Below are 22,768 nucleotides of genomic sequence, written 5' to 3'. Positions count from 1 at the left end.
TTACCCTCCTGTCGGTCCCGAAGCGACCACATAAATCATAATGATCGTTCCGAATAAAAATATGACGAATGCGATGACGCGGACGAGCGCCGCAAACCATCCTGAAAGCTTCGTATGGCTGACTGCAACCATGAGCGCGGCGATGGCAAACGCTCCAATCCCCGCAAATGAAATCCACATCTTGATGAGTGACGGTGTCACGTCTATCCCCTCGACTTTCTCTTTAATTCTTTCTCCGTACATAAGTGTAGCAAAAAAAACAAAGGAACTGAACGAAAACGTCAGTCCCTTTGCTCTTCGCCGCCTTCAAAGTGGAAGACTTCTTCCATCTCATGCTTCTGCGGGCGTCTCATTAACTTTTGTACCTCATCATGCGGGCTCTTGCCTTCGAACAACACGTTGTAAAGGGCTTCCGTGATTGGCATCTCGATACCGGCTTCCCAAGCGAGCGTATGCGCCGCCTCACAGGCACGAACCCCTTCGACGACCATGCCCATGTGACCGAGCACGTCCTCGAGTTTCTCACCGCGACCAATCGCGTTCCCGGCACGCCAGTTACGGCTATGCTGGGACGTGGCCGTGACAATCAAATCACCGATCCCGGTCAAGCCCGAAAACGAAGCCGGGTTGGCGCCAAGTTTGACTCCGAGCCGCGCGATTTCAACGATTCCGCGCGTCATCAGGGCCGCTTTGGCGTTATCGCCATACCCTAGGCCATCGGTCATCCCTGCTGCGAGCGCGATGATGTTTTTAAGGGCACCCCCATACTCCGCCCCGATCACGTCCGAGTTCAAATACACCCGGAACTGATCGTTCGTGAGTAACTCTTGAATCTCATCGGCCACGTCCAAGTCCTCGCAGGCAATTGTGATCGTCGTCAATTTACGGACGGCCACTTCCTCTGCATGCGTCGGACCTGTCAACACACCGATGGCCCGACGTTTCGACGGATCGATTTCTTCGGCGATAATCTCCGATAGACGTTTGTGCGTCTTCGGCTCGATTCCTTTGGCGGCATGCACGAGGACAACCGGCTCCGTGAGAAGTGCGTTCAACTCACGAGACACTGGACGAATCGCCGAGCTCGGGACGACGAGGAACACGATCGAGCGGCCAGCGACCGCTTCTGCCAAGTCCGTCGTCGCTCGAATCGAGGTCGGTAACGGTGCATCTTTTAAATACGTCGAGTTCGTATGGTCGGTATTGATTTCATGCACATGCTCTTCTTCACGTCCATAAAGCAGGACGTCATGTCCGTTGTCAGCGAGGACGAGTGATAACGCCGTTCCCCAACTCCCTGCACCGATGACAGCAACTTTTGCCATAGAAGGCACCCCCATTACTAGTTTTTCTGACGCGCCACGATATGAATTGGTGTACCAGTGAAGTCAAATGCGCGGCGAATCTGGTTGTCTAGATAACGTTTGTACGAGAAGTGAAGCAACTCTGGATCGTTGACGAACAACACGAACGTCGGCGGCTCGATGGCCACTTGCGTCGCGTAGTTAATCTTGAGTCGTTGTCCTTTGTCCGTCGGTGTCGGGTTCATCGCGACAGCGTCAACGATGACGTCGTTCAACACGCTCGTCGAAATCCGACGGCGGTGTGAATCAGCCACTTCTTTGACGACCGGCAGAAGCGTCTGAAGACGTTTCGACGTAAGCGCCGACAAGAATACGATTGGAGCATAGTCGAGGAACAAGAACTCCTTGCGGATTTTCTCTTCCATCTTTTTCATCGTCTTATCGTCTTTGTCGACGGCATCCCACTTGTTGACGACGAGCACGATGGCTTTCCCCGCTTCGTGGGCGAGTCCAGCGACGCGTTTGTCTTGCTCGATGATGCCTTCTTCGCCGTCGATGACGACGAGGACAACGTTCGAGCGTTCGATTGCCTTCTGGGCACGCATGACGCTGTAACGCTCGGTTGACTCATATACTTTTCCGCGTTTACGCATCCCGGCTGTGTCGATGATGACGTACTCTTGACCGTCCCGTGTGAACGGTGTATCGATGGCATCACGAGTCGTCCCCGCGATATCCGAGACGATGACGCGTTCTTCACCGAGAATCGCATTCGTCAAGCTCGATTTCCCAACGTTCGGACGTCCGATGAGTGAGAATTGAATCACTTCTTCGTTATACTCGTAGTCATCTTTATCTGGTGCCAAATCGAGCACTTTATCGAGCAAATCCCCGAGACCGAGGCCGTGCGTCCCTGAAATCGGGAACGGGTCGCCGAATCCGAGCGAATAGAACTCATACATGAGCTCGCGCATCTCGAAGTTGTCGACTTTGTTGACAGCGAGGACGATCGGTTTGTTCGAACGGAATAACAAGTTCGCTACTTCTTCGTCTGCTGCTGTAATGCCTTCGCGTCCGTTCACCATGAAGATGATGACGTCCGCTTCATCGATTGCAAGCTCGGCCTGATGGCGCATTTGAACGAGAAGCGGCTCGTCACCGACCTCGATTCCACCTGTATCGATTAAATGAAACTTACGGTTCAACCACTCACCCGTCCCGTAAATGCGGTCGCGTGTTACCCCCGGCTTGTCATCGACGATCGACACGCGATCTCCGATAATCCGGTTGAAAATCGTGGATTTCCCAATATTCGGGCGGCCTACGATGGCCACTGCTGGAATTCCCATATAAACACCTCTCTAACTTTCATTCAATAACTTATCGTTTCTAATTGCAACTGTACTATCATATCACAGCCATATTTCTGTGACCATACAAAAAGAAGCGGGAGTCTGGCTCCCGCTTGAACGATCGTCTTATTTAGAATCGTCCGAGGTCTCTTCTCCTGTCAACTCAGAGACAGAGAAACCTCCTTGGTCACTATACTCGTCAAGCAACGATTGGTCCGCGTCTTCACGCGTTGAATCGCTCGATTCAAGAGCACGCATCGAAAGCGAAATCTTTTTCTCGTCAAGATGGACGTCGAGCACTTTTACTTTCACGTCTTGACCTTCTGATAACACTTCAGACGGTGTCGCGATGTGTCGATTCGCAATTTGCGAGATGTGTAGCAACCCTTCGACTTGCGGCGCGACTTCAACGAATGCGCCGAACGTGACGAGACGTTTGACTTTCCCATCGATCACGTCGCCCGGTTGAATTTTGCCTTCTACCGATTCCCAAGGTCCTGGCTGCGTCTCTTTAATCGACAACTTCACTTTCTCGTTGTCGAGGTCAAGTCCTAGGACTTTCACTTTGACCTTGTCCCCTTCAGTTACAACATCGCTCGGTTTCTCAACCCGGCTATGGGCCATCTCCGAAATATGAACGAGGCCGTCAACGCCGCCGATATCGACAAACGCTCCGAAATCAGTGAGACGTTGAACCGTCCCTTCAATGATTTGACCGACTTCAAGCGACTCGAGCGTCTCCGCTTTCTTCGCGCTCATTTCCGCTTCGGCAACTGCTTTATGCGACAAGATGACACGATTTTTCTCGCGGTCGATCTCGACGACTTTAACCGTAATCGGTTTATTCAAATAGGATGAGAAGTCTTCGACAAAGTGGTTCTCTACGAGCGAAGCCGGGATAAATCCACGGATACCGATGTCAACGACAAGTCCACCTTTGACCTTGTCTTTCACCATGACTTCGAATACTTCACCAGATTCGAATTTCTCGACGATTTGATCCCAAGCTGCCTCGGCATCGACGTCTTTCTTCGAAACGACCACTTCTTCGTCCGTGACCTTTTTCACTTTGACACGGATTTCGTCGTTAACATGGAGTGATTCGTTTAAATCGTCTAAATGCATGCTTGATACTTCACTGATTGGTAAAATTGCCTCGGTTTTATAACCGATATCGATTAACGCTTGCTTGTCCTCGATTTTGACGACAGTACCGGTCACAATTTGACCCCGATTAATCTCAAAATCAGGCATATCTTTCATTTCTTCGACCATTCCAACACTACCCCCTCACGATGAGTACAAAAAGGAGCGCCCAAAGGCGCTTACACCTAGTATAAACTTCTTATAATTCGAAAGATTTGTCAAGGTGTTATCAGGTTAGTTCCTCTCCTAGCAATAGATTAAACCTGAAATTAGCGAACGTTCCGTGAATGCTGCATGTACAAATCACCGATTGTGGCCATAATCAAATCTGCCGCCGTTTGCGCACTCGCCTTCTCCGCTTTCAACGCGCTCAAGTCGACCGGCTTGCCGATCACGACCTTAAGCTTCGAACGGAACTTGTACGTCCCAATAATGGCCACCGGGAGCACCGATGTCTCCGAACGGAGCGCGAAGAACCCGACCCCGGCCTGGGCTTTGCCGAGCGTCCCGTCTTTCGAGCGTGTGCCCTCAGGAAAGATCGAGATGACCTCATCTTCCTTTAATTTTTGCAAAACGACCCGGAGCGCCTGGCGATCGCCTTCCCCGCGTGAAACCGGAATTTGGCCGGCGCGATTTAAGATATGTTTCAATACCGGCACTTCAAACAGTTCTTTTTTAGCAAAAAATCGGAGCTGACGTTGTTTCGGCATCGCCCCGGCGAGTAACACCGGGTCCCAGTTCGATTGGTGATTTGAGCAGACGATCATGGATCCGTCGAGCGGAACGTTTTCACGTCCGATATATTCGACGCGAAAACTTAATCTGCGAATGATATTGACGACCGCAACTGCAAGACGATACATGCCGAACGGTCCGTTGTTTAACGGTTTCATCGTCCAATCACCTGCTTCATCAATTGTTCGATCGCTTCGACGACCCCATCAATCGACAATTCAGTCGTGTCAAGGAAATGTGCATCATCCGCTTGGCGAAGCGGGGCGACATCGCGTTCTGAGTCACGCTTATCGCGGAGGGCGATCTCGAGCTGTAACTGTCCGAGGTCGCTCGGCAATCCCTTCGCCACGTTCTCTTCATGCCGACGACGGGCCCGTTCTTCGACCGTAGCCGTCATAAATACTTTCAAGTCCGCCCCAGGTAAGACGTGCGTGCCGATATCACGACCATCCATGACGATTCCGCCTTTGCTGGCGAGGTCTCGTTGCAAGTCCATAAGGGCGGCCCGCACTTCCGGTTGGCGCGCGACGAAACTGACGTTGTTCGTCACTTCACTCGTCCGGATGACCTCGGTCACTTCTTCGGTACCATCGAACACGCGTTGACCGTCCTCAGATGGGACGAGCCGTAAATCCATGTTGTCAATCATCTCGGCAAGCATCGGGCCGTCTTCGAGACCGACGCCGTCTTGAAGCGCGCGATACGTGACGGCGCGATAAATCGCGCCCGTATCGATATAGACGTATCCTAATTTTTTGGCGAGTGTTTTCGCAATCGTGCTTTTCCCAGCCCCAGCCGGTCCATCTAATGCAATCTGTAACGGTTTATTCATAAAAATTGGGTATCGGCTCATCCCGATACCCGCCTCCTCTCGGTCATTTGTTCCGAGAACATCATACCAGTTTTTTATCGTGAAGAAAATACGGAGCCTGTCCGTTTTCTCGCTTCGAGCTGGGCTCGGAAGCAATAACGCAAAATCGTCTCTTGGTCCCGAGATGATAATTCTTCAAAGCAAAGGGATAATTCTTGTTTGACTGCCTGTTCATGAATGCGAACGAGGCGACTCTTGACACGGAACGTCTGCGGTACGCCACGGTCGTCAGCGATATGAAACGAGACGATGATTGACTCGTCGACCGCGACCGGGGCTCGGTTCGCCACGATTCGCATACCTCCGGCCGACACGTCGAGCGACGTCGTCTCAAACGACGGGAACGCTTGGCCATCTTCTGCGGATACGGTCACGTTGATCATTTCCGGGACCCGCAAATACTCGCGACGCTGCACGCGTCTGATTTTCTTTTCATCCGGCACGTTGAACGCGTAGCGAAGCGTCAACTGCGCATCGCTCACCCGTCTCGTCACGACCGTGTCGAACGCATAGAGCTGTTCTTCGCCTACGAAGAAATAGACGCGCATCGATTCGTCTTCGTGCAAGAAAAATGTCTTCAACGTATCTGTCTCACTCGGGGACTCGATCCAGACGATTTGGTCATTAATGGCCGCAATTTTCGTCTTCCCTTCTTTTCTCCCTTCAACTTCTATCCGTAACTCTTGACCTACTTTTAACATGAAACGATTCCCCTTTTATTCTATTTGTATTGGCGATGATTGGAGCGATTGGCGGTCCGCACGAGTAAGAGCGCGACCATCCAAAGCACGACGATATAGACGACGGCCGGCACTTTGTTCATCGGTTCGACGAGCAGGATATAGTCGAACATGCCGTGCAATAGCGTAGCTGCCATGACCGCCGTGAATAGCCAAAACCGTTCATGGGTGGAATGTTTAGCCCGACCGAGACAAAACCCCATGACGACAGCGAAGAGCGCATGACCGCTCACCGGCAACACGGCACGCCAAATCGCGATTTCGATCGAGTCGTATACCCATAAATATAGAAAATTCTCTAATGTGGCAAAGCCGAGTGAACAGGCGACCGCATAGAGAATCCCGTCGTAGTAATCATCGAAGACTTTATGTATGTATATTGTATAATAAATCATGAACCACTTAAAAAACTCTTCCAATAGCGCGGTGGCCACGAACGCCTTCCAAAACGGGCCCACGAGCACCCCTTCTTCCACGAACGCATACTGCACGAACATGATCGGAAAGACGAGAATGGCCCCGGCGACGAACGAACGGATCACATAGCCGAGCGGTTCCGCTTCCAACTCATGGCGGAGATAGAAGTAGGAAAGAAGGGCGAACCCTGGCGCAACCGCAGACAAGGCGATTGCAATCATGATGCATCTCTCCTCTCTCACGTTAAGCATACACTGAAATAGAGGAAAGAAAAAGTAGGTCGCACCTAGAAAATGGAAGAAACGAACAAAAAAGTTGGAGGTCTGTTATGAATCATTTGTTACTCATCCACACCGGCGGTACGATCGCCATGTCTCAATCGGGGTCGGGACACGTCATGCCGAGCGAGGTCAATCCGATTGACGCGACATTACCGAAAGCGACGGACATCGCGAACATCACGACGAAACATTTTTCGAACATCCCGTCACCGCACATGACACCGGAAAAAATGCTCGAGCTCGCCCAGTTCATCAATCAACAACTGACGCAAGACACGTACGACGGGGTCGTCATCACGCACGGGACCGACACACTCGAAGAGACAGCCTACTTCTTACAAATCACACTCGGTGCGCCGGTACCGATCGTCTTGACCGGAGCGATGCGCTCGTCGAACGAAGTCGGTTCGGACGGCGAATTCAATCTAATCACGGCGCTTCGGGTCGCCCAAAGTGATGTCGCACGCGGTAAAGGGGTGCTCGTCGTCTTCAACGGAGAGATCCACTCCGCGTTCAACGTGACAAAAACGCACACGTCCTCGGTCGACACGTTCAAATCGGTCCACTTCGGGAACGTCGGCATGGTGACGAAAGATCACGTCCTCATCTACAGTCAGCCGACGACGAAACAACCAAAGATGATACCCTCGATCACAAAGCGGGTCGCGGTATTGAAAGTCGTCGCCGGGATGGAGCCGGATTTGATCGAGGCCGTGCACGCGCTCGGCTATGACGGACTCGTGCTTGAAGTGCTCGGGCAAGGAAACGTCCCGCCGTCGATCGTCCCGGCGCTCGAAATGCTCGTCGAACGGATGCCGGTCGTCATCGTCAGCCGCTGTTTTAATGGAATCGTCCAAGACGTGTACGGTTACGTCGGCGGAGGCCAACAACTCAAAGAGATGGGCATCATCTTCTCGAACGGATTGAACTCACAAAAAGCGAGACTCCGCCTCCTCGTCGAGCTTGAAGCAGGATCGTCCCAGGCGGTCATGGAGCACAGCTTTAGCTTCCAACATTGAGTTGTCGACTTGCCAACCGATTCGTCCTTCCATACAATGAGGGATGAGGTGATTTCATTGAATAAACATGCTATCGTCGTCGGCGCCGGACCGTGTGGGCTGTCGGCTGCGATTGAGTTAGAGCGTATCGGCATCTCGTGCACGGTCATCGAGCGCGGCAATATCGTCGACGCCATCTATCGGTATCCAACCCATCAGACGTTCTTCTCGTCTGCCAATTTGCTTGAAATCGGGGATATCCCGTTCATCTGTAAAGATTTGAAACCGCGTCGTCAAGATGCACTCGTCTATTACCGGGAAGTCGTCAGCCGGACCGGGCTCGACGTCCAACCCTTTGAGACGGTCGAAGCAGTGGTGCGTACTGAGGACGGCTTCCTCGTCCGGTCACATCATGATCGCGATGGCGCCAAAGAGCGTAAGGCCGACTATGTCATCCTGGCCACGGGCTATTACGGACGCCCTCGTACGCTCGACGTCCCGGGTGAAGAATTGCCGCACGTCACGCATTACTTCAAAGAGGCGCATCCGTTCTACCGTCAACGCGTGACCGTCATCGGCGGAAAAAACTCCGCGGTCGATGCGGCCATCGAGCTCGAGAAAGCCGGAGCCCACGTCACGGTACTCTATCGCGGGGACGGCTATAGCCCGTCTGTCAAACCGTGGGTGCTGCCAACGTTCGACTCGCTCGTCCGCCACGACAAGGTCCGCCTCGAGCTCGAGGCGGAGATTGTACGGATTGAGCCGCATCACGTCGTCTATCGTCAACACGGCGAAGAATTCCGACTCGAGACCGACCACGTGCTCGCCATGACGGGCTACTTGCCCGACCACGGGCTGTTCGCCGATGCCGGGGTTCAAGTCGACGAGGAGACAGGCGTGCCCGCATTTGACGACATGACGTTCGAAACGAACGTTGACGGCTTGTTCATCGCCGGTGTCGTCGCCGCCGGAAATGATGCCAATAAGATTTTTATCGAGAACGGCCGGTTCCACGGCCAAGCCATTGCCGAGACGCTTCGGGAGCGTAACGGTGTGACAACGTAATCGACAAAAAGAGGGAGAACCTGATGCCAGGCTCTCCCTCTTTTTTGCTGTCTGATTATACCCAACCGCGGAAACGCGACGCTTCGGCCATCTTACGTACACCGACCATATAGGCGGCGAGACGCATATCGACCTTACGGGCCGACGACGTGTTATATACCGTATTGAACGAGTGGACGAGCACTTTCTCAAGCTTCTCTTCCACTTCCTCTTCCGTCCAATAGTAACCTTGGTTGTTTTGAACCCATTCGAAGTACGAGACGGTCACCCCGCCGCTCGACGCGAGCACGTCTGGAACGAGCAGGATGCCGCGTTCTGTCAAGATACGGGTCGCTTCGTTCGTCGTCGGTCCGTTGGCGGCCTCGACGACGATCGATGCCTTGATGTGATCAGCGTTGTCTTCAGTGATTTGATTCTCGATCGCGGCCGGAACCAAGATGTCGCAGTCGAGTTCGAGCATTTCTTTATTCGAAATCGTGTTCTTGAAGAGCGTCGAAATCGTCCCGAACGAATCTCGACGATCCAGAAGATACGGGATATCGAGGCCGTTCTCATCGTGAATCGCACCATATGCATCGCTGACGGCGATCACTTTCGCACCGGCGTCATGCATGAACTTCGACAAGAAGCTCCCGGCGTTCCCGAATCCTTGGACGACGACACGCGCCCCTTTCAACTCGATCCCTCGGCGCAGCGCTGCTTCCCGGATCATGATGGCGACACCTTTTGCCGTGGCCGTCTCACGTCCATGCGAGCCACCGAGGACGAGTGGTTTACCCGTGATGAAACCAGGTGAGTTGAATTCATCGATGCGGCTATACTCATCCATCATCCACGCCATAATTTGCGAGTTCGTGAACACGTCCGGAGCTGGGATATCTTTCGTCGGTCCGACGATTTGACTGATGGCTCGGACATAACCTCGGCTCAATCGTTCGATTTCACGGAAACTCATCTCACGCGGATCACAGACAATCCCGCCTTTACCGCCACCGTATGGAAGGTCGACAATTCCGGCCTTCAAGCTCATCCAGACCGACAACGCCTTCACTTCGACTTCCGTCACGCTCGGGTGGAAGCGAATGCCACCTTTCGTCGGCCCGACCGCGTCGTTATGTTGCGCCCGGTATCCTGTGAAAATCTTTGTCGATCCGTCATCCATACGTACCGGGATGCGGACGGTCAACATCCGAAGCGGCTCTTTCAAGAGCTCGTACATCTCTTCTGGATACCCAAGTTTATCAAGCGCCTCGTGTATCACTTCTTGTGTCGATTCAAGGATGTTTTTTCGTTTTTGATGACCTTTTTCTTGATCCGTAATCATGAAGGTTTCCTCCCCTAAATTGTCAATTCTCCCCCAAGAATCAACCTCGTATTCGTTTAAAAGTATAGCTGATACGCGCCCAATTTGAAAGGCTTTTACAAAAATAATGAAAGCGTTTTCTAAAACAAAAAAGAAGGGTGGGTCCCTTCTTACTTGTCCAGTGCCAGTTCAATGAATCGCTCTAACAGCTCACCGTACGAAATTCCGACAGCACGGGCGCTGTCTGGGAACAAGCTGAGCGGTGTCATACCCGGGAGCGTGTTCGTCTCTAAAATATAAGCGAGTCCCGTTTCAGAAACGAGGAAGTCCGAACGAGAATAACCGCTACATCCGAGGGCACGGTGTGCTTTGATGGCAGCCGTTTGAACTTCCTCGGTCAACGCATCCGGCAACTCAGCCGGACAGACGTGAATCGACCCGCCTTCTGAATACTTCGACTCATAGTCATAAAACTCATTTTTCGGGATGATTTCGATGACCGGCAGTGCGGTCTCGGCCCCGTGATTCCCAAGAACAGGTACCGTCAACTCACGGCCTTTAATATATTGTTCGACCAACACGGCCGTATCACACGCGAACGCTTTGTCGATCCCTTGACGAAGCATCGCTTCGTCCATCGCGATCGTCAATCCGTTCGATGACCCTTCTTGAGCCGGCTTGACGACGCACGGGAACTCAGCGCCCCACTCAGCGATTTTCGCGTCGATATCGTCACCCGTCTCGATAAGGACGTCACGGGCGATGCGGATGCCGGCAGCGGCGAATATGATTTTCGCACGGGCTTTGTCCATCGCCAGCGCTGACGCCAAGACACCTGATCCCGTGTACGGCAATCCGGCCATCTCTAACAGTGACTGGACGCGTCCGTCTTCTCCATATTTCCCATGCAGGGCGCTCACGACGACATCGGCTTGAAGCGTCAATAGCTCATCAGCCCGGTCCGGGTGAAAATCAATCGCCACGACCTCGTGCCCGCGTTCTTCGAGCGCCTCGATCATTCCTTTACCACTCGTGAGCGACACTTCCCGCTCACCTGATACACCACCATATAATACCGCGACTTTCATCAAATCTCTCCTTCGGCTAACATCTCAAAAATTCAAGTTTTATCATACCATGTGTCGGGTGAAAACAATAGAAACAGAACAGTTAAAAAGCCGTACTTACGCGAACGTATCGTACAGCTGTTTCACGGCTTGTTCAGTTTGAATCGTCTTGCCGTATTCCATCATGACGTACGGACTGACAGTCGTCGTGCGCCCGTACTCCGACAAGATGGCGGCCAAGCGCTCCTCGACGTCCGGTTTGAGCACTTCGACAAAATGTAAATAATAGCGTCCATCATAATGGTAAAGCGCCCCACCCTGCTCCGTCTGTTGCATATGTGGGAATAGACGGACCGAGGCGTTGATGACGTCCTCAATATCGTCAAACTGATAAATCAGATGATGAATCACATCAATCGTGAGCCGAATCTCGACTTGTTCTTGATCCGATTCCGGGGCGGCCGCTTCGACTTTTTGAACGTCAATGACGAGTCCGTCGCGGGGAAACATCGTCACGTTCAAATCGACAGTGCCTTGGGGCATGAAGCCGAATTCCGCCTCCGCTGTCTCGAGCAATTCCCGCCATAGGTCTTGGCCGCTCTCTCCGACGATCGTATCGATGGCAATCCCTCGAACAGAAAGGTCGCTCGCGGTCAAATATACCCTTAAATGTTCTTTAGTTTGCTTTTCAAATCTCAAACGAAAACCTCCAAAGATTAATCAATCCTACTTTATAAGCTACTCTCGTTTGTTCAACCTGTCAAATAGTTGACAACCACTCAGTCCATGCTTCAGGCGTATCACCGAGGAAGGCCGATCCAAACTCGGAGGCGTGAAGGCTGACCGCATATCCCCCGGCTCCGATGACGAGATCGGGATGGTCGGCTTGGATAAAGCGCATCGCTTCTTTTAGACCTTCAAGATGTTCCGTCAATGTGCAGGAGAAAATCAAGCACTTCGCGTCGATATCGTGCAACGCCTCGTTTAAATCTTCTTTCGGGAAGCCTGCACCAAGGAAGATCACATCGTACCCGTATTGGCGCAAATAAAGCGTCACGAACAACAGGCCGATCTCGTGCATCTCGCCTGGGGAACACACACAAATGATCCGCGGTAGAAATGGATTCATCGGCATCTGTAAGGAGAGCGTCGACAAACGAGCCCGCAAAAAAGCGGTCGCAAAGTGCTCATGCGCAATCGTGATGTCCCCATTCTCCCAACGCGTCCCGATTTCCATCAACAACGGACCGATGATGTCTTTCGTGACCTTTTCAAAGCTGAACGTATTAAAAGCACGATTGATCAAATCGTGCGCCTTGCGTTCGTCAAACGAAAGTAACGCCTCGAGCAACCCATCCATTAATTCCTCGTCATAGAGGCGGGCAGGCTTCGGCTTCGGGGCAACATGTAGTTGTTGAATCGCTTGGGATACGGTCAAGCCTTCCCGTTGTTTCTCAACGACCCATTTAATCTTTTCGACGTCTTGGTCGGAATACAGTCGGTGGCCGGATTCGGTCCGGCTCGGCACAATAAATTGATAGCGGCGTTCCCACGCCCGAATCGTCGTCGGGTTGACCCCGGTGAGAGACGCGACCGTCTTAATGGAGTACTTCGGCACAGCAGCCCCTCCTTTCCTACAGGTTCTTCTTTTTTAGTATAGACCCATCCGAAGCGCTTTACCTGTTTTATTGTGCAATTCTTGTGAGAAATTGGCGAGATTGAGCAGATCCGTCTGACCGAACGAAGTACGTAATAAAAAATACGACGTCCCCGTCGTATTGTCAGAAAAATAAGGTGTGACGACCTATATATAAAAATACAAGAATAATGGCAAACATCGTCAATGTCAGCATCATAGCGAGCGGCCGCTTTAGCCAATTATCGTTCAACTTTTCTTTGCGCTCATGCTCTTGCCGTTCAGCGCGAGACGGCAACGTGTCCACCACTTGTTCACGCAGTGAGTCCGCTTGGTTCCGATGTCGCAACGTGTGCCCTCCTTTACCTTTTTTATCATTTTACTATGATATCATTCAAAGGAGAAGATGCGAGCCAACCGATGTTTCCAATCTGTCACATTTTTAGACACAGGTTGAACCGACGGCGGGAACACGATTTCCCCACAGACGTCACAACAATCGGCTTGTTTGACCGGTTGTTCCGAGAAGTAGTTCAACAAGTAGTCACGCCGACACGTTTTGATGAGGGCATAGTCCATCATCTGCCCGAGTTGACGATACCGAGCCCGCTTTCTATCTTTTACCCAATCAATCGCCTCGGCAAGCGTCCGCTCGGCGAGCATTTGACTCAACAAGCCCCAGACCGGGTCTTCCTCGTTCAATCGCAACAGGCGCGGCAACTGGGCAAGGCTCGTGCCGTTGTCACGTTCCAAATAAGCGAGACGGATATCTTTGTCTTTTGGATATTGTTGGTCAATCAAAAACTGTTGGATGCGTTCGTCACCCTCAGCATAAAGTAAGACGGCAAAAGCAGGGTTTCCGTCACGTCCGGCACGTCCAATCTCTTGCATATACGCCTCGAGCGTGGCCGGGACCTGATAATGGATGACCGACCGGACGTTATCTTTATTCACACCCATCCCGAACGCACTCGTACATACCATGATGGCGACTTCATCTCGTAAGAATTGCGACTGCACGAGCCGGCGGTCCTCAGTCGACATGCCACCATGATAAAACAAGGCGTCATCGAGGTGGAGGGCGAGCGCTTCTGCCTCACGCCGAGTCGCCGTATAAATGACGGCCGGTTTCGGAACATCGTGGACGAGTTCGCTCAACCGTCGCATCTTATCCTCCGATTCGAGGCGTTCGACAATCAGACGAATCTCGGGACGGTTGGCCGAATGGACAAACTGTGACGGCGAGAACAGCGCCAACTTCTCGATAATGTCACGTTTTACCGCCTCCGGCGCTGTCGCGGTGACGGCCATGCATTGCGGACTGCCGAGCTGTTTCCGCAATTCGCCTAAGCGGGCATACTCAGGCCGGAACTCGTGACCCCACTGCGAGATACAGTGCGCCTCGTCGACGACGAGCATTTGAATTTTCGTTCGTGCGAGCGCCCGCGTCACGTGCGGCACGGCGAGTTGCTCGGGCGATAAATATAAGAAGCGGTAACGTTTCAAATGGTTCAAGATGTCTTGCTTCTCTTCGAGTGTCTCCATCGACGTCAATCGCGCCACCCCACGCTCGCCTCGTTCGCGGATATGGAGCATCTGGTCCTCGATGAGCGACAAGAGCGGCGACACGATGATCGTCAGCCCGTCATTTTTAATATAAGACGGGAGTTGGAACGTCAACGACTTGCCAGCCCCGGTCGGCATGATGGCGAGCACGTCTTGCCCGTCGGCGACCGCATCGATTACCTCACGCTGTCCCGTACGAAAAGTGTCATAGCCGAACACCCGCTTCAACGTCTTTTCAAACAAATGTCTCACCTCGTTTCAATCGTGCGAACACCAATCGGATTTGATAATAACTGATTCCGTCGACTTGTTCAAAAATCGGCTTGAGCGCCCAGCTCGACTCGTCACGCAGCTGCTCGACTTGCTTGATTTGTTCGAGTGGAACGAATTGATCGAGCGGGAACTCGTCTAAATACATCGCCATCTCGACGACGTGGTCCTCAATTGTGCTCGTACGCAACCGCCGCTGTGATTGGACTTGTTGGAACGATCGGCCGGCCAAAAACTGTTCATACGATTCCCGCGCCGATAACGTCATCCGTTCGCTCGATAAACCGTGAGCGAAGCCGAGCAGCTTTGCGTCCCGCGGCAACTTCCACAAGAGCGCGTTCCAGCCGGCCAAAAAGTAGAGTCGGGCCGTCCGCGCATCGACGTCCAAGAGCGCCGCGATTTGTTCATACGTGTATCCCGTCTCGAACGCGCCCGTGAATCGATAGACGACGGCGGTCGCATATGGGTCTCCGACTTCTTCAAGCGCTGTCTCAAGTTCCTGATGAAAGCTGTGAATCAGCGGTTGCCACTCCCGCTCGGTCCGGACGATCTGTTTGACCCAACGTTCAGCTAACCGGTCGGCCTGGACCGGGTAGAACGTCCGCTCGTGCTCAAGCGACATGAACGTCTGGACGAACAAGCTGAGCCGTTTCCACGTCATTGCCGTATAATCCCGGTATTCACCGCCGAGACGGTCGAACAGGTCACTGACGGCCTCGGGAGACGCTAGCATCTTGCCGGCATCGGTCAACGTGAAACTCGAACGGTTGAGCCAGCCTCGTTTTTCGAACAAAGCGAGCAACTTTTCATAGTCGTACTTCGTATAGGGGAACAATCCAAAAATCGGTTCCAAGTCATAAAAAAAGGCGTCTTGCAGTGTCGTCGCCGAACGTTTTCCGTTCAATACATGAAACAAACTACGCTCACTGCGCTCCCCTTTCAAACGCTCGATCGAGAGCAATAACACCCCGTCCGCTAAATGAACCATCGTTCCACCTCCTCGGTCAAAATTATGCTTCCAAAACGTTATTCGTTTCCTCATTGAAATATTTGGGTATGTAGACTACAATTACTCATAGTCAGTAGAAAATCATTTCTATGCAGAGAGACGAAACGTATGGAGGGTTACAAATGGCAAAATTTACGATTGTTGATAAAGATACATGTATCGCATGTGGGGCCTGCGGAGCAGCCGCCCCGGACATCTTCGACTATGATGACGAAGGCCTCGCGTTCAACTTGATGGACGACAACACGGGTACGATTGAAGTCCCGGACGAATTGAGTGAGGACTTGATGGACGCTTTCGAAGGATGTCCGACCGACTCGATCAAAGTCGCGGACGAATCGTTCGACGGCGACGCGCTCAAGTACGAATAAGCGAGACATGTGTGCCTCATAGGCGCACATGTCTTTTTTTATCGAGCCGCTGACCGGAAACCGGCCTCACGCGCTTCTTCTTCCGTACAGAACATCGCCTCGGGGATGGTTCGCTCATAGCTCGCCCCGCCCGGAACGTGATAAATCTTCTCTCCGTCCCGATTGATATTCCCTTTGATGTCGCAATCGTCCGTGTCCCGTGCCGGTTTGGCCGGCTCGGTCGCCTCATGGTCAAAGCCATTGCCTGTCACATAATCCTCAAGACTCCAAATCCCAAGCAACGCTTGACGCGCGGCCCGTTCGACCTCCCGGAACGCATCGATGTGTTGCGTGTTCGGCGCATACACATAGGCAACACGCGCCAGACCTCGGCGCAACAATTCCTCGTTTAGCATCGCATCGTCATACCAAACGTAAGCGAGCGTCCGTTGATAACGATCATAGCGCCCGACGTCATATTCGAGCGTGATCGTATCCCCTTCCGGTAACCAACGTTCGACGAACGATTTCGCATCCTCCCCGAACGGTTGGACTGGTAGCGTCGGATGGCTCGTTTCCGGCGTATCGACAAGCAAGAGACGAATCGACTCGGTCGCCCCGTTCTCGAATTCGACTTTGAGCGTATCGCCATCGATGACGCGGTCGAGCGTGACCGTCTCGGTCTTACCGAGCGGCCGTTCGACAAGTTGTGAGACCGACGCCGAGGGGAATTCGGACTCTAGTTCAACGAGCGATTCCGGCGGGTCGATCTGTTCGGCGAACCAGTCATCAACGGAGCAGCCCGCGAGCGAAACGCTCAACGCGACAGCCATCAGCAGTTGCCACCATTTTTTCAATTGTCTCACCTCTACACCAGTATAACAAAAAAGGTTGTTTGACTTAAGCGTCAAACAACCTTGATGAAATGGACATTTGTCCTTTTGATGATTAGCGTTTCCCTTTAATATATGGGATACCGACCGATTTTGGTGCATCGGCACGTCCGACGACACCTGCGAGGGCAAGGATCGTGAGCGCGTACGGCGCAATCAAGAGCAACACTTGTGGTACGTTGCTGATGACCGGCAAGTTACTTCCGATGATTGACAACGCTTGGGCGAAACCGAAGAACAGGCCGGCTCCGAGCGCGCCGAGCGGATTCCATTTCCCGAAGATCATCGCGGCGATGGCCAAGAATCCTTGACCGACGATCGTCGTCCCACTGAAGTTCGTCGTGACGGTGACGGCGTAGACCGCACCGGCGAGTCCGCCGAACGCACCCGAGAGCATGACTCCCATGAAGCGCATTTTCGTGACGTTGATCCCCATCGTGTCAGCCGCCATCGGGTGTTCCCCGACCGAGCGGAGACGTAGACCGAACGGCGTCTTGAAGATGACGAACCAGACGACGAACGCGAGCGCGATGGCGATGAACGACGTGTACTGGACGTTAATGAAGAACATACGGAGTACAGGAATGTCCGAGAGAATCGGCACGTTCTCTTTCGCGATCCGAAATTCGATGAAATCGGTCTGCCCTTTGTTATAGAGGACGCGGACGACAAAGATCGCAAGTCCGATCGCGAGCATGTTGATGGCGACACCGAGTACCGTTTGGTCAGCTCGCCACAGGATGGCCGGAACAGCCAAGAAGAGCGAGAAGAGCGCACCGACGACCATGGCGACCAAGAGCGAGATCCATGGACTGAGACCGCCAAGCCCCATGTTCGTCAACGTAAGCGTCGTGATGATTCCAGTCGCGGCACCGATGACCATGATACCTTCTAAGGCGATGTTGACGACGCCCGAACGTTCACTGAAAATGCCGCCGAGCGCTGCAATGATGAGTGGAGTCGCATAGGCCAACGCGACCGGAACGACGATATAGAGGACTTCTAAGAAGCTCATTTTTTCTCCACCCCTTTCTTACGATTTCCTTTGAATTTGTCGATCACATAGTTGAACGCATAACCCGATGCCACGAAGATGACGATGGCCGCGATAATGACTTTGACGAGTTCAGACGGAATGTTCGCCCCGAGCTGCATCGCGAGTCCGCCGATATTGAGTCCGGCGAACAAGATGGCTGCCAAGACGACACCGACGGCCGTGTTCGCACCGAGAAGCGCGACGGCGATCCCGTCGAAACCGACTCCGGTGAACGAGGCGCTGAGTGTCATGCCGTTGAACGTACCAAGACCTTCCATCGCCCCGGCGAGTCCTGCGAACATACCCGAGATGACGAATGAGAGAATGATGTTCCGGTTGACGCTCATTCCTGCGTATTGCGACGCATGTTTGTTGAAACCGACGGCCCGAAGCTCATAACCGAGCGTCGTCCGTTGCAAGATGTAGTAGTAGACGATGGCCGCGAGCACAGCGATGAGGACACCCCAGTGCAAGCGTGAGAACTGCGTCATTTCTTGGAGCCATGGCGACGCGAGCGATGCCGACTCGTTGATTGACTCGGTCCGTTCGTTCGTCACCCCGATGACACTGCGTAAAATCGCGTTCGTCGTATAGAGCGCGATATAGTTCATCATGATGGATGTGATTACTTCATGGACGTGGAACTTGGCTTTTAAGAAACCAGGCACGAACGCCCAGAGCGCTGCCGCGAACATGGCCGCGAGAAGCGCGAGCGGCAAGTGAATGAACATCGGCAAATCAAAGTTAATTCCGACATAAACAGCTGCCACCCAACCAATCAATACTTGGCCTTCGACACCGATGTTGAACAGGCCGGTCCGGAACGCGAACGCGACGGCTAAACCTGAGAAGATGAGCGGCGCTGCGGCGCGAAGTGTCTCGCCGATCGCATACGGACTGCCGACCATGCCTTCGAACAGCGAAGAGAACCCTCTGATCGGGTCATAACCGCCGATGAGCATGACGATCGCTCCGACGAGTAGTCCCATCAAGATTGACAAGAGCGGGATGAGCAGTCGATTGAATCCTAGCTTATTCATACTGTTTCTTCTCCTCTCTTACCGCCGGCCATCAAGAAGCCGAGTTCTTGCTCCGTCGTCTCTTTCGGATCACGGATCCCGACGATTTTGCCTTCATATAAGACCGCGACTCTGTCCGCCACATGTAAAATCTCTTCGAGCTCGAACGAGATCAACAAGACGGCGCGTCCTTTTTCACGTTCTTTGATGAGCTGTTCATGAATGAACTCGATTGCCCCGACGTCAAGACCTCGTGTCGGTTGTGCCGCAATCAACAAGTCAGGCGACCGGTCGACTTCGCGAGCGATGATGGCTTTCTGCTGGTTTCCACCCGACAAGGCGCGGGCCGGCACATCGACCGATGGAGTTCGGACGTCAAACTTCTCAATCAACGCTTTCGCTTTCTCTGCCACCGCTTTATAGTTCATCAAACCGCGCTTCGAGAACGGCTCTTTATAATACGTTTGGAGGACCATGTTGTCTCGGATTGAATAATCGAGGACGAGTCCGTGCTTATGACGGTCTTGCGGGATGTGGCCGACACCAGACTCTGTTACTTTACGCGGTGTGAACCCGGTCACGTCTTTCCCATTTAGCAATACTTTTCCAGACTCCGGTTTTTTCAAGCCTGAGATGGCTTCAATCAACTCAGTCTGTCCGTTCCCGTCAATCCCGGCAATCCCGAGGATTTCTCCTGAACGAATCTGTAAATCCAAGCCGTCGACGGCTGCGAGCCCACGACTGTCTTTGACGACAAGCTTTTGGACGTCGAGGACGACTTGCTGTGGATCTGCCTTGGAATATTCCGCATCAAAGTTGACTTCACGCCCGACCATCATTTCTGCCAAACGATCTTCATTGACCGTCTCATCGATATCAATCGTACCGATATAACGTCCGCGGCGGATGACCGTACAGCGGTCGGCGACTTGCATGATCTCTTTCAGTTTATGCGTGATCAAGACGATCGATTTACCTTCTTCAATCAGACGCTTCATGATTTGAATGAGTTCTTGAATCTCTTGCGGCGTCAGTACAGCGGTCGGCTCATCAAAAATCAAAATCTCAGCTCCGCGATAGAGCGTCTTCAAAATTTCGACCCGTTGTTGCATGCCGACCGAGATGTCCTCGATTTTCGCATCCGGATCAATCCGAAGACCATACTGTTCCGAGATTTCCATGACTTTTTTACGCGCCGTCGCCCGATCGACCGTCAAACCACTCTTCGGCTCTAATCCGAGGATGATGTTCTCGGTCACCGTGAACTTCTCGACGAGCATGAAGTGTTGGTGTACCATGCCGATCCCGAGTTCGTTGGCGATGTTCGGATTCTCAATGTTCACTTTCTCCCCGCGTACACGAATCTCCCCGCCTTCTGGCTGATAAAGACCGAACAGGACGTTCATGAGCGTCGATTTCCCGGCACCGTTCTCGCCGAGCAACGCATGAATCTCTCCTTTGCGCAATTGGAGGGTGATATTGTCGTTGGCCACGAACGTTCCGAACTCTTTGCGAATATTGAGCATTTCAATTACATATTCCAAGAAAGTCCACCCCTAACTTTAAGTAAAGGGAGACCGCATGGGTCCCCCCTAACTCAATGAATTATTTTACTGTTTTCATGAACTCTTCGAACTCAGCGTCAGTTGCTGGAGCCGTGATGTCTCCGTCGATCAACTGTGTACGGTACTCTTCAACTTTTGAGAGGACGTCAGCTGAGACGTTTTCGCTTGATGTTTCAGCGATTCCTACACCTTCGTCTTTCAATGAGAACTCAACGATTTCGCCTGCTGGGAACTTATCTTCCATCGCAAGTTTTGAAACTTCGTAAGTTGCCGTGTCAACACGTTTTACCATTGAAGTAAGCGTTACGTTCTCTGGGAGACCTTCTTCATACTGGTCACGGTCAACCCCGATTACCCATACATCTTCACCGTTTTTCTTACGGTTTTTCGCTTCTGTGAATACCCCTACACCTGTACCGCCTGCTGCGTGATAGATGATGTCTGAGCCTGCGCCGTACATACCTGAAGCGATGGCTGTTCCTTTTTCAGCTGAGTTGAAGTCTTCAGCATATTTCACGTCGATTGTCGCGTCCGGGTTAACGGCCATGACACCGGCTTTGTATCCGTTCTCGAATTTCTTGATCAAGTCTGACTCAACTCCGCCGATGAAACCGACTTTGTCAGTCGTCGTTGTAAGACCCGCGACGACACCGACAAGGAATGAACCTTCTTGCTCTTTGAACGTGATTGATGCGACGTTCGGTGCATCCACGACCATGTCAACGATGGCGAAGTTGTTGTCTGGGAACTGCTCAGCAACTTTTTGGATGTCTTCGCCCATCAAGAAGCCGATTCCGTAAATCAAGTTGAAATTATCGCGCGCCAATTGTTGCAAGTTTGGCTGATAATCTGCTTGTTTTGATGATTGAAGATATTTGAAACCTTCGTTCTCTGTCAAGTTGTTGTCTTCCCCGAACTTTGTGAGACCTTCCCAAGCTGATTGGTTGAACGATTTATCATCGACACCGCCTGTATCAGTTACCATCGCCACTTTGAAGTCGCTACCTTCACCGCCGCCTTCTCCGTTTGAAGCACCTTCATTGTCATCCCCGCCACATGCTGCGAGTACTGTCGAGAGTGTGAGACCTGCTGCTAAAGCTGAGAGAATTGTTTTTTTCTTGTTCATCGTCGTGTTTCCCCTTTCGGATCATAACAATTAAGGTTGTCATGTCATCAGTAGTCTTTACACCGGTATAAGAAAGCGCTTTCACGCTATTCCCCAAAAATAACTGTTTCCGGATAAAACGAACGTGCTTAGACGCGTTTTCGAACGACGTGGAAGTCGAAGCGGTCCGCTCGGAAAAAGTTCGCCGAATCGAGCAGCGGTAAATCGCTCTCATCGTAATGCAATTGTTTCAATGCCAGTAACGGTTGGTCCGTTTGAAGTTGCGTCGAAATTTCAGCGTTCACACTCGGTTCGATGTGCGTGATCGCATATGCGACCCGACGTCCTACCTCTGTTTCGAGCGCGTCGAACAACGACTTCCCTTCCGTCAACGCCTTCGGATTCGAGACGAGATGGGCTGGAATTTTATCGACACAGTAGACAACTGGTGTCTCATCCGCATATCGAATCCGGACGATCCGATAAATCGGTGAGTTCGGTTCGATTTTTAAACGCTCGGCTTCTCTCTCGGTTGCTAGAACCTTTTCGGCCACCAACACTTTCGTTCCTGGTGTCATTTTGGCGCGCATGATCATGTCCGTGACACTGAACAGCTCTTCGATCCCAGAAGTAAACGGGGGTTTTGAACTGATAAAAGTCCCGACGCCATGTTTCCGCACGACAAATTTCTCGTCCTCGAGGATACGAAGCGCTTCTCGGAGCGTCGCTCGACTGACTCCTAGTTGCTTCGACAACTCGAATTCTGAAGGAAGTTTCTCTCCTTCACGATAGACACCATCGTCGATATCTTGCTTGATTTTCTCAATCACGCGAAGATAGAGTAAGCGATGATCGAGCTTGATCGACATGGGCCTCACCACCTTTACCTATTTCTTACCAGTGCTCAGACATCTGACGTATGAATGTCCTTGCCAATATTAAGTATAGGGATTCGAGAAATAGAACGCAATACTTTTTGTTCGGAATCAGGGAAATATTTTAAAGTGAAGGGATTCCAAACGCTTCATAGTCTATATTAC

Annotated in this window: 24 protein-coding genes; 3 read left to right on the top strand and 21 right to left on the bottom strand. The window is 52.2% G+C overall.

The window, feature by feature from the left end; genetic code table 11:
- The 8 genes from EVJ33_RS02245 to prsW all read right to left on the bottom strand — a co-directional run bounded on the left by EVJ33_RS02245 (window position 1) and on the right by prsW (window position 6,786).
- A complete protein-coding gene (locus EVJ33_RS02245; RefSeq protein WP_114165607.1) occupies window positions 1-201 on the bottom strand; it encodes a DUF2768 family protein in 201 nt (66 codons plus the stop codon).
- An 80-nt stretch (window positions 202-281) separates the two neighbouring features.
- Entirely contained in the window at window positions 282-1,325 is a 1,044-nt protein-coding gene (locus tag EVJ33_RS02240) for an NAD(P)H-dependent glycerol-3-phosphate dehydrogenase (protein WP_131434041.1), read from the bottom strand.
- A gap of 17 nt (window positions 1,326-1,342) precedes the next feature.
- On the bottom strand, window positions 1,343-2,653 hold the full coding sequence (gene der / locus EVJ33_RS02235) for a ribosome biogenesis GTPase Der (RefSeq protein WP_131434039.1): 1,311 nt from the start codon (window positions 2,651-2,653) through the stop codon (window positions 1,343-1,345).
- 129 nt (window positions 2,654-2,782) lie between these two features.
- Window positions 2,783-3,931 carry a 30S ribosomal protein S1 gene (gene rpsA / locus EVJ33_RS02230; protein WP_034777315.1) on the bottom strand — a complete coding sequence of 383 codons (1,149 nt, stop codon included), beginning with the start codon at window positions 3,929-3,931 and terminating at the stop codon, window positions 2,783-2,785.
- A gap of 140 nt (window positions 3,932-4,071) precedes the next feature.
- A complete protein-coding gene (locus EVJ33_RS02225) occupies window positions 4,072-4,695 on the bottom strand; it encodes a lysophospholipid acyltransferase family protein (RefSeq protein ID WP_131434037.1) in 624 nt (207 codons plus the stop codon).
- Complete coding sequence (gene cmk / locus EVJ33_RS02220; RefSeq protein WP_131434308.1) at window positions 4,692-5,369, bottom strand: (d)CMP kinase; 678 nt, start codon at window positions 5,367-5,369, stop codon at window positions 4,692-4,694. The genes EVJ33_RS02225 and cmk overlap by 4 nt, the downstream gene beginning before the upstream one ends.
- 74 nt (window positions 5,370-5,443) lie before the next feature.
- A complete protein-coding gene (locus tag EVJ33_RS02215) occupies window positions 5,444-6,109 on the bottom strand; it encodes a flagellar brake protein (protein ID WP_131434035.1) in 666 nt (221 codons plus the stop codon).
- 20 nt (window positions 6,110-6,129) lie between these two features.
- On the bottom strand, window positions 6,130-6,786 hold the full coding sequence (gene prsW, locus EVJ33_RS02210; RefSeq protein WP_131434033.1) for a glutamic-type intramembrane protease PrsW: 657 nt from the start codon (window positions 6,784-6,786) through the stop codon (window positions 6,130-6,132).
- Between the two features lie 107 nt (window positions 6,787-6,893).
- Between prsW and EVJ33_RS02205 the strand changes: the two genes are divergently transcribed.
- Both EVJ33_RS02205 and EVJ33_RS02200 read left to right on the top strand, forming a co-directional pair.
- Window positions 6,894-7,865 carry an asparaginase gene (locus EVJ33_RS02205; protein WP_131434031.1) on the top strand — a complete coding sequence of 324 codons (972 nt, stop codon included), beginning with the start codon at window positions 6,894-6,896 and terminating at the stop codon, window positions 7,863-7,865.
- Window positions 7,866-7,901: 36 nt separating this feature from the next.
- On the top strand, window positions 7,902-8,909 hold the full coding sequence (locus EVJ33_RS02200) for a YpdA family putative bacillithiol disulfide reductase (protein WP_131434306.1): 1,008 nt from the start codon (window positions 7,902-7,904) through the stop codon (window positions 8,907-8,909).
- Window positions 8,910-8,964: 55 nt separating this feature from the next.
- Here EVJ33_RS02200 and EVJ33_RS02195 read toward each other — a convergent pair whose 3' ends face one another.
- From EVJ33_RS02195 to EVJ33_RS02165, 7 genes are all read right to left on the bottom strand, one after another.
- Complete coding sequence (locus tag EVJ33_RS02195; protein WP_131434029.1) at window positions 8,965-10,233, bottom strand: Glu/Leu/Phe/Val family dehydrogenase; 1,269 nt, start codon at window positions 10,231-10,233, stop codon at window positions 8,965-8,967.
- Window positions 10,234-10,382: 149 nt separating this feature from the next.
- Window positions 10,383-11,300, bottom strand: coding sequence for a D-alanine--D-alanine ligase (locus EVJ33_RS02190; RefSeq protein WP_131434027.1), 918 nt, complete (start codon window positions 11,298-11,300; stop codon window positions 10,383-10,385).
- A 96-nt stretch (window positions 11,301-11,396) separates the two neighbouring features.
- The gene (locus tag EVJ33_RS02185) at window positions 11,397-11,978 is read right to left on the bottom strand and encodes an adaptor protein MecA (protein WP_131434025.1); all 582 of its coding nucleotides are present in this window, start codon (window positions 11,976-11,978) and stop codon (window positions 11,397-11,399) included.
- Between the two features lie 61 nt (window positions 11,979-12,039).
- Entirely contained in the window at window positions 12,040-12,897 is an 858-nt protein-coding gene (locus EVJ33_RS02180) for a MerR family transcriptional regulator (RefSeq protein ID WP_131434023.1), read from the bottom strand.
- A gap of 163 nt (window positions 12,898-13,060) precedes the next feature.
- Window positions 13,061-13,264 carry a hypothetical protein gene (locus tag EVJ33_RS02175; RefSeq protein WP_131434021.1) on the bottom strand — a complete coding sequence of 68 codons (204 nt, stop codon included), beginning with the start codon at window positions 13,262-13,264 and terminating at the stop codon, window positions 13,061-13,063.
- Window positions 13,265-13,305: 41 nt separating this feature from the next.
- The gene (locus tag EVJ33_RS02170; RefSeq protein ID WP_131434019.1) at window positions 13,306-14,733 is read right to left on the bottom strand and encodes a RecQ family ATP-dependent DNA helicase; all 1,428 of its coding nucleotides are present in this window, start codon (window positions 14,731-14,733) and stop codon (window positions 13,306-13,308) included.
- Window positions 14,717-15,739: a YpbB family protein gene (locus EVJ33_RS02165; RefSeq protein ID WP_236634505.1), complete on the bottom strand. Its 1,023-nt coding sequence runs from the start codon at window positions 15,737-15,739 to the stop codon at window positions 14,717-14,719. Before EVJ33_RS02165 ends, EVJ33_RS02170 begins: the two co-directional genes overlap by 17 nt.
- A 143-nt stretch (window positions 15,740-15,882) precedes the next feature.
- Here EVJ33_RS02165 and EVJ33_RS02160 point away from each other — a divergent pair, with 143 nt between their 5' ends.
- Window positions 15,883-16,131 carry a ferredoxin gene (locus tag EVJ33_RS02160; RefSeq protein WP_131434017.1) on the top strand — a complete coding sequence of 83 codons (249 nt, stop codon included), beginning with the start codon at window positions 15,883-15,885 and terminating at the stop codon, window positions 16,129-16,131.
- Window positions 16,132-16,169: 38 nt separating this feature from the next.
- On the opposite strand, the gene EVJ33_RS02155 is transcribed toward EVJ33_RS02160, so the two are convergent.
- The 6 genes from EVJ33_RS02155 to EVJ33_RS02130 form a co-directional block, all read right to left on the bottom strand.
- The gene (locus EVJ33_RS02155; RefSeq protein ID WP_131434015.1) at window positions 16,170-16,976 is read right to left on the bottom strand and encodes a thermonuclease family protein; all 807 of its coding nucleotides are present in this window, start codon (window positions 16,974-16,976) and stop codon (window positions 16,170-16,172) included.
- A gap of 82 nt (window positions 16,977-17,058) precedes the next feature.
- Window positions 17,059-18,018, bottom strand: coding sequence for an ABC transporter permease (locus EVJ33_RS02150; protein ID WP_131434013.1), 960 nt, complete (start codon window positions 18,016-18,018; stop codon window positions 17,059-17,061).
- On the bottom strand, window positions 18,015-19,079 hold the full coding sequence (locus tag EVJ33_RS02145; RefSeq protein WP_131434010.1) for an ABC transporter permease: 1,065 nt from the start codon (window positions 19,077-19,079) through the stop codon (window positions 18,015-18,017). The genes EVJ33_RS02150 and EVJ33_RS02145 overlap by 4 nt, the downstream gene beginning before the upstream one ends.
- Entirely contained in the window at window positions 19,076-20,602 is a 1,527-nt protein-coding gene (locus EVJ33_RS02140; RefSeq protein WP_131434008.1) for an ABC transporter ATP-binding protein, read from the bottom strand. The genes EVJ33_RS02145 and EVJ33_RS02140 overlap by 4 nt, the downstream gene beginning before the upstream one ends.
- A gap of 61 nt (window positions 20,603-20,663) precedes the next feature.
- On the bottom strand, window positions 20,664-21,749 hold the full coding sequence (locus tag EVJ33_RS02135) for a BMP family lipoprotein (RefSeq protein ID WP_131434006.1): 1,086 nt from the start codon (window positions 21,747-21,749) through the stop codon (window positions 20,664-20,666).
- Between the two features lie 128 nt (window positions 21,750-21,877).
- Window positions 21,878-22,597, bottom strand: a complete 720-nt coding sequence (locus EVJ33_RS02130; protein ID WP_131434004.1) for a GntR family transcriptional regulator — start codon at window positions 22,595-22,597, stop codon at window positions 21,878-21,880.
- Between the last annotated feature and the right edge of the window lie 171 nt (window positions 22,598-22,768).

This window comes from Exiguobacterium sp. SL-10 (assembly GCF_004337025.1).
Classification (GTDB): domain Bacteria; phylum Bacillota; class Bacilli; order Exiguobacteriales; family Exiguobacteriaceae; genus Exiguobacterium.
Note: the sequence above shows the minus strand (reverse complement) of the source record. Positions and strands in the feature narration are given on the sequence as shown.